Consider the following 5,683-nt stretch of genomic DNA (forward strand, 5'->3'; position numbering starts at 1 on the left):
GCGCCCCCTAAGACCACATCACCCGTTTGCGAGATAAATAACAACACACCAGCTAACGGTGCGGCCACACATGGCCCCACAATCAATGCTGAAAGCATGCCCATTAAAAACACACCGCCGTATTTACCACCGGGAATTTTAGCTAGCCGCCCTTGTAACGATGACTGCATACCGGCTGGTACCTGCAAGTTATACACATCAAACATGGAGAGTGCTAAAACGGCCAAAATGACAGCAAACAGACTCAATACCCAAGGGGTTTGCAACCAGGCTGCTAAGCTCGCACCCGCTAAGCCAGCGGCCACCCCTAGAGCGGTATAAACCAACGACATACCCAATACATAAGCCGCGGCCAACGTTAAACCCCGCCAGCGTGAATCCGTGGGTTTGACCCCTTGGCCAGCAATAATGCTTAACAAAATGGGCACCATCGGTAAAACACAAGGGGTAAATGACAACAGCAAACCAAGCACAAAAGCCAAGGCCATCATTTCTGCCCACGAGGCCTGGGCAAGAAAACCAGCGATACCGGTATCACTTAAGCTAAATGCCTCGGTAAAGCTGACCGCAGTGGTGGGGGCCTCGACCACATGATCTAAGGGCTCTGGCACACTATCCACTACCCAGCGCCCTTGCGCTTTGTAGCCCCCCTCCACAGCGGTGAGCTGGATCGTCTCTGTCATAGGGGAATAACAAAGCCCAGCATCGGCACACCCTTGATACGTAATCGCCAATGACAGGGGTAACCCCGGTATACCTAAGCCGGGTTGAACCGGTACACGAACCGTTACCTGTTCCCTAAATACCGCCATTTCCTCATCAAAGGTGGGGTCATAAATGACTTGAGCGGGGGGGAAAGCCGGATCACCCACCGCTTGCTCGTCATCATTCAAACTAAAAGCAAACCGCGATTGGTACATGTAATATTCTGGCGCGATTTGAAAATGCACATCCACCTCGGTGGGGCTATGCATGGCTACCGATAACTGAAACGCTTGTTCAGGGTCTAAAAACTCATCAAAAGCCTGTGCCGGACGCGCAATGAGCAGTACCACACTGACCCAGAATAAAAAGAAAAGACGATACCACCGTCCGCCTTGCCAAGCGGGTGTAGAACCCAACATAGAATCATTCCTTTGGTTTGATGTTAGCTTTTTATCACACCAAGGCTACGCGGAGGTCTGTTCTTTTACCCAGTTAATATATGTATCCAACCCCGCAATGACAGGGAGAACAAGAATTTCGGGAACCTCGTAAGGGTGTAAGGAGCGGATTCTTTCCATCAATGCTCCTACCTTTGCCCCTGTGGTTTTAAAGGTGAGGGGGATTTCCTCGGCGCCCTCCAGCGTGCCTTGCCACATATACATAGACAAGGCAGGGCGCCCAAGGTTCACACAAGCGGCTAAACCCTCTTCTACGGTGAGGTGCGCTATCCGTTTTGCCAACGCCTCGTCGGGCGCATTTGATAAGACTAAAACAATTTGATCCACCGAATGAGGCTGTAACTGCATTACTCTGCATCCATTTGTTGAGCAGGCTCAGCTTGAATAAAAGCGGGTAGTTGCGAGCAAGCCTGTACCGCCTGTGCTACCCGCGGTAAATGGTCGATTGCATAACCAAAGCGCTGCGCATTGAAGACTTGCGGTATCAAGCACACATCCGCTAAGGTTGGCTGTGAACCATAGCAATACTCACCCGATGTATTATAAACCGCTAATTGTTTTTCAAAGGCTTCTAGCCCGGTCCCCACCCAATGCAAATACCACTGCTGGCGTTGTGCTGTATCCCACGCGGCATTTTTTTCTAGGTACTGTAAAACACGTAAATTATTTAAAGGGTGAATATCACAAGCAATTTGCAGCGCCAACCCACGAATATGGGCGCGTGCGACAGGATCATCCGGCAGTAAGGCCTGTGTCGTTGGGTACGCCTCATCTAAATACTCGATGATCGCCAACGACTGCGTAAACACTTGTCCTGCGTCTTCTAAGACTGGAACTAGCTCAGCAGGATTCTTTTTTTTATACGCCTCGCTGTGTTGCTGCCCCCCGTCACGCAATAAATGAACCGGAACCGCTTCCCAATCCAATTGTTTTAAACCTAAAGCAATACGCACTCGATATGCGGCTGAACTACGAAAATACGTATATAAACGCATAAATACTCCTTTGGTGGGTGCGGGCAAAGCACCCTTTTTTCTTATCGGCTAACGCTTAAAAGCGCTCCACTTCGTTTTCAATCGCACCAAAAATGCTTTGCCCTGCCTCGTCTTTCATTTCAATCCGTACCACATCACCCGGCTGCATAAAAGGCGTTAAGGGCTTGCCCTGCTCGATGGTTTCATACATACGTACCTCCGCCAAACAACAGTAACCTACACCCCCATTTTCAATAGAAGAGCCCCATAAGCTGCCTTGTTTATTTGAGACAGTGCCCGAACCAACAATCGTACCTGCACAAACGGTGCGGGTTTTAGCTACATGAGCTACAAGCTGAGCAAAATTAAACGTCATGTCTACACCCGCATTGGGTTGACCAAAGGGCTGACCGTTTAGCTCCACAAGCAAAGGAAGATGTACCTTGTGATCGGCCCATTTGTCTCCTAATTCATCGGGTGTAACGGCCACCGGACTAAATGCGCTCGCCGGCTTACTTTGTAAAAAGCCAAACCCTTTTGCTAGTTCCGCAGGGATCAGTGCGCGCATGCTCACATCATTGACTAGCATCACCAAGCGAATGGATTGAGCGGCTTGCTCTACGGTTGCCCCCATAGGCAAATCACCCGTAATCACCGCGACCTCGGCCTCAAAATCAATGCCCCAGTCAGGGTCTGCAACCACCTTATCCGTAGGCGCCAAAAAACCATCAGAAGCACCCTGATACATCAGCGGGTCATGGTAGAACGAGGCTGGCACTTCGGCATTACGTGCTTTGCGTACTAACTCCACATGGTTAATGTACGCTGAGCCATCTGCCCACTGATAAGCGCGCGGCAACGGAGAGTGAAACAAGTTCACATCAAAAGCTTGCGTATGATCCGCTGAAGCATTAATTTGTTCATAGACCTGCTGCAGCGCTGGCTCACACTGCTCCCAATTTTCTAAAGCGTATTGCATAGTGGGGGCAATATCTGCCACCACCTTAAAACGGGTTAGATCACGGCTCACTACCACCAAAGCACCATCACGGCCTTGTTTTAGGCTGGCTAATTTCATTTAAACATCTCCTTATAGCTTCCATCATGCAACCACGCGGCATGTTTAGGCGCACGTTTGGTGCGACTCCACTCCTCGAGCATGTCCCACTTCACCTCATCCAAGGCTTCATTCATACCGGGCAAAGGGGTATTTACGGCCAGCTCTAAACGGTGACCATTGGGATCAAAAAAATAAATAGATTGAAACAACGCATGATCCGTCGGACCAATCACATTGACACCATTGGCTTCCAAGCGTGCTTTTGCTTGCAATAAGGTATCCATGGAATCCACTTCTAAGGCCAAATGCTGCGTCCATTTTGGCGTATTTTCATCACGCCCCATTTCAGGACGTGTTGGCAGCTCAAAAAAAGCCAACACATTACCCATTCCCGCATCTAAAAAAATATGCATATAAGGGTCAGGCTCACCCGTTGATGGCACACTGTCTTCGGCAATCGCCAAAACCAATTTCATATCAAGATTTTTTTCATACCATTTTGCGGTGGCATACGCATCTTTGCAGCGATAGGCCACATGGTGTATTTTTTTAATCATGGCAGCAGTCTCCTTGCTGAACGTCATCAAGATAAGTCACGACGACAAAACACTGATAGCTACTTCATTAAAAACGAAAACCATCTATGAATCAAATGGATTTTTTCCTTTAATTTATCAATTAAACTAATAAATAGATCAACCTCAGAGATAGCCCAAATGAATATCAGCCTGCGCCAATTACGTGCCTTTGTAGAGCTCGCCAAAACTCAAAGTTTTACTGTCGCCGCTCAAAACCTATTTATCACCCAGTCCGCTTTAAGCAGCCTAATTAAGCAAATGGAGCGCTCGCTTGGTCTGCAGCTTTTTGATCGCAGCACACGCCGCGTGCAATTGTCTGATGTGGGTAAAGACTTATACCCCTTAGTCGATAAAATTTTATTGGACTTAGGTAGCGTATTAGACGAGGCCGCTAGCCTAAAAGCGCTAAAAAAAGGCATTGTACGTATAGCAGCCCCGCAACTGCTTTCCAGCACGGTTATTCCCACCGTCATTGCGCAATTTCACCAGCACTATCCAGATATTCAGGTTCAACTTTATGATTGCGGTGTAGAGCAGGTGGCCAACAAAGTCCTCGCTGCCGAAGTGGATTTCGGCGTTGGCCCTGAGCGTGATAGCAGCGTAGAGATTCAATCCACTTTATTATTTGAGAGCCCTTTTCATGTGGTGCTGCCGCCGCAACACCCGCTTGCTCAAGCCGAACACTTATCTTGGCAACAGCTACAAGGCCAAGCTCTCATCTTATTACAAGGTCAATTTACAAAACGTCTTTCTGGGGATTTAGATAGCACAGAACATGGCCCAGAGCTCAATCTTAAACCGGCCCATTTAGTGAGCTTTATGTCTACGGCTTTAAGCATGGTGCATGCAGGATTGGGGTTAACCGTATGTATGCCTTATGCTCGCCCACTGGTCGAGCGCTATGGACTGGTGATGCGACCTATTAGTAACCCAGCGGTCTACCGTCGTTTTTATATTTATGAGCGTTCTGCGCGTACCTTAGCCCCTGCTGCGACCGCATTTAAAAATAGACTATTAGATGCCTTTTAGTGGTTTTATATTTCCTTTTAGTGCCGTTTTTTTATGTTATTGTGGGTAGTAGACATGTTTTTTTGAAGCTGTACCAATCATCCTTTTTGCCACGGGCTTAGACAATCAAACCCTAAACGCATCCTCATAAAAAAACCCGCTTCCATATGGAAACGGGTTTTTTAACACGCTTAATAACTATTATTCAGCGTCGTTGTTTTCTGCTTCGGTGCGCTCTACTAGCTCCATGTAGGCCATGGGTGCATTGTCGCCCTGGCGGAAGCCCATTTTAAGCACACGAGTGTAACCACCGTTACGATCTTTAAAACGAGGTCCCAACACGTCAAAAAGCTTGGTCACCGCATCACGGTCGCGTAGACGTGCAAAAGCCAAACGACGGTTTGCTACAGTTGGGTTTTTAGCCAACGTGATCAAAGGCTCAATCACTCGACGTAATTCCTTGGCTTTAGGCAAAGTGGTTTTGATGGCTTCGTGCTCAATCAAAGAAACCGACATATTGCGGAACATAGCCAAACGATGGCTGCTAGTACGATTTAGTTTACGTAAACCATGACGATGACGCATGATAATTTTCCTATTAATAAAGTGAATCTTATTTGTATGGCTTAGTACCATACGCTGCCCAGGCTCTTCTATCAGCACAGCTGCGGGCCAATTGGCAGTAAAAAAGACGAATAATTATAGCAGAGTTTTAAAAAACCGATGACAATATCTTCTTGACATCCTCCCCGGCCTGAAGGCCGGAGATTCCTACGGCGCTCAGGGGCGGCATTGAGCCACTCCTGAGTCGCTTCGGTGGGTTCCTGGGCCGAGTGCGCAACCGCTGCTCGTATCTCCACAGGCGTTACTTCCGGCATGCCCTGCCGTAGGCTGCCTTGG

Annotated in this window: 7 protein-coding genes; 1 reads left to right on the top strand and 6 read right to left on the bottom strand. The window is 48.2% G+C overall.

The window, feature by feature from the left end:
* The 5 genes from Q1V74_RS00555 to Q1V74_RS00575 all read right to left on the bottom strand — a co-directional run.
* Window positions 1-1,124 (bottom strand): protein-disulfide reductase DsbD domain-containing protein (locus Q1V74_RS00555; protein ID WP_300646575.1); only part of this gene is annotated, 1,124 nt, incomplete at its 3' end.
* A 45-nt stretch (window positions 1,125-1,169) separates the two neighbouring features.
* Window positions 1,170-1,511: a divalent-cation tolerance protein CutA gene (gene cutA, locus Q1V74_RS00560; protein WP_300646576.1), complete on the bottom strand. Its 342-nt coding sequence runs from the start codon at window positions 1,509-1,511 to the stop codon at window positions 1,170-1,172.
* On the bottom strand, window positions 1,511-2,158 hold the full coding sequence (gene maiA, locus Q1V74_RS00565; protein WP_260650586.1) for a maleylacetoacetate isomerase: 648 nt from the start codon (window positions 2,156-2,158) through the stop codon (window positions 1,511-1,513). The genes cutA and maiA overlap by 1 nt, the downstream gene beginning before the upstream one ends.
* Window positions 2,159-2,213: 55 nt before the next feature.
* The gene (locus Q1V74_RS00570; RefSeq protein WP_300646577.1) at window positions 2,214-3,215 is read right to left on the bottom strand and encodes a fumarylacetoacetate hydrolase family protein; all 1,002 of its coding nucleotides are present in this window, start codon (window positions 3,213-3,215) and stop codon (window positions 2,214-2,216) included.
* On the bottom strand, window positions 3,212-3,754 hold the full coding sequence (locus Q1V74_RS00575; protein WP_260650584.1) for a VOC family protein: 543 nt from the start codon (window positions 3,752-3,754) through the stop codon (window positions 3,212-3,214). Before Q1V74_RS00575 ends, Q1V74_RS00570 begins: the two co-directional genes overlap by 4 nt.
* A gap of 159 nt (window positions 3,755-3,913) precedes the next feature.
* Here Q1V74_RS00575 and Q1V74_RS00580 point away from each other — a divergent pair, with 159 nt between their 5' ends.
* Window positions 3,914-4,804, top strand: coding sequence for a LysR family transcriptional regulator (locus Q1V74_RS00580; protein WP_300646578.1), 891 nt, complete (start codon window positions 3,914-3,916; stop codon window positions 4,802-4,804).
* 180 nt (window positions 4,805-4,984) lie between these two features.
* Here Q1V74_RS00580 and rplQ read toward each other — a convergent pair whose 3' ends face one another.
* On the bottom strand, window positions 4,985-5,368 hold the full coding sequence (gene rplQ, locus Q1V74_RS00585) for a 50S ribosomal protein L17 (protein WP_260650582.1): 384 nt from the start codon (window positions 5,366-5,368) through the stop codon (window positions 4,985-4,987).
* Between the last annotated feature and the right edge of the window lie 315 nt (window positions 5,369-5,683).

The sequence above is a fragment of the Paenalcaligenes sp. genome (genome assembly GCF_030152715.1).
In the GTDB taxonomy this organism is placed as follows: Bacteria; Pseudomonadota; Gammaproteobacteria; order Burkholderiales; family Burkholderiaceae_B; genus Paenalcaligenes; species Paenalcaligenes hermetiae.

Bases quoted from the DNA above. Each gene is read 5' to 3' on its own strand.
- cutA (WP_300646576.1), bottom strand. From the start codon at position 1,511: ATGCAGTTACAGCCTCATTCGGTGGATCAAATTGTTTTAGTCTTATCA.
- maiA (WP_260650586.1), bottom strand. From the start codon at position 2,158: ATGCGTTTATATACGTATTTTCGTAGTTCAGCCGCATATCGAGTGCGT.
- Q1V74_RS00570 (WP_300646577.1), bottom strand. From the start codon at position 3,215: ATGAAATTAGCCAGCCTAAAACAAGGCCGTGATGGTGCTTTGGTGGTA.
- Q1V74_RS00575 (WP_260650584.1), bottom strand. From the start codon at position 3,754: ATGATTAAAAAAATACACCATGTGGCCTATCGCTGCAAAGATGCGTAT.
- Q1V74_RS00580 (WP_300646578.1), top strand. From the start codon at position 3,914: ATGAATATCAGCCTGCGCCAATTACGTGCCTTTGTAGAGCTCGCCAAA.
- rplQ (WP_260650582.1), bottom strand. From the start codon at position 5,368: ATGCGTCATCGTCATGGTTTACGTAAACTAAATCGTACTAGCAGCCAT.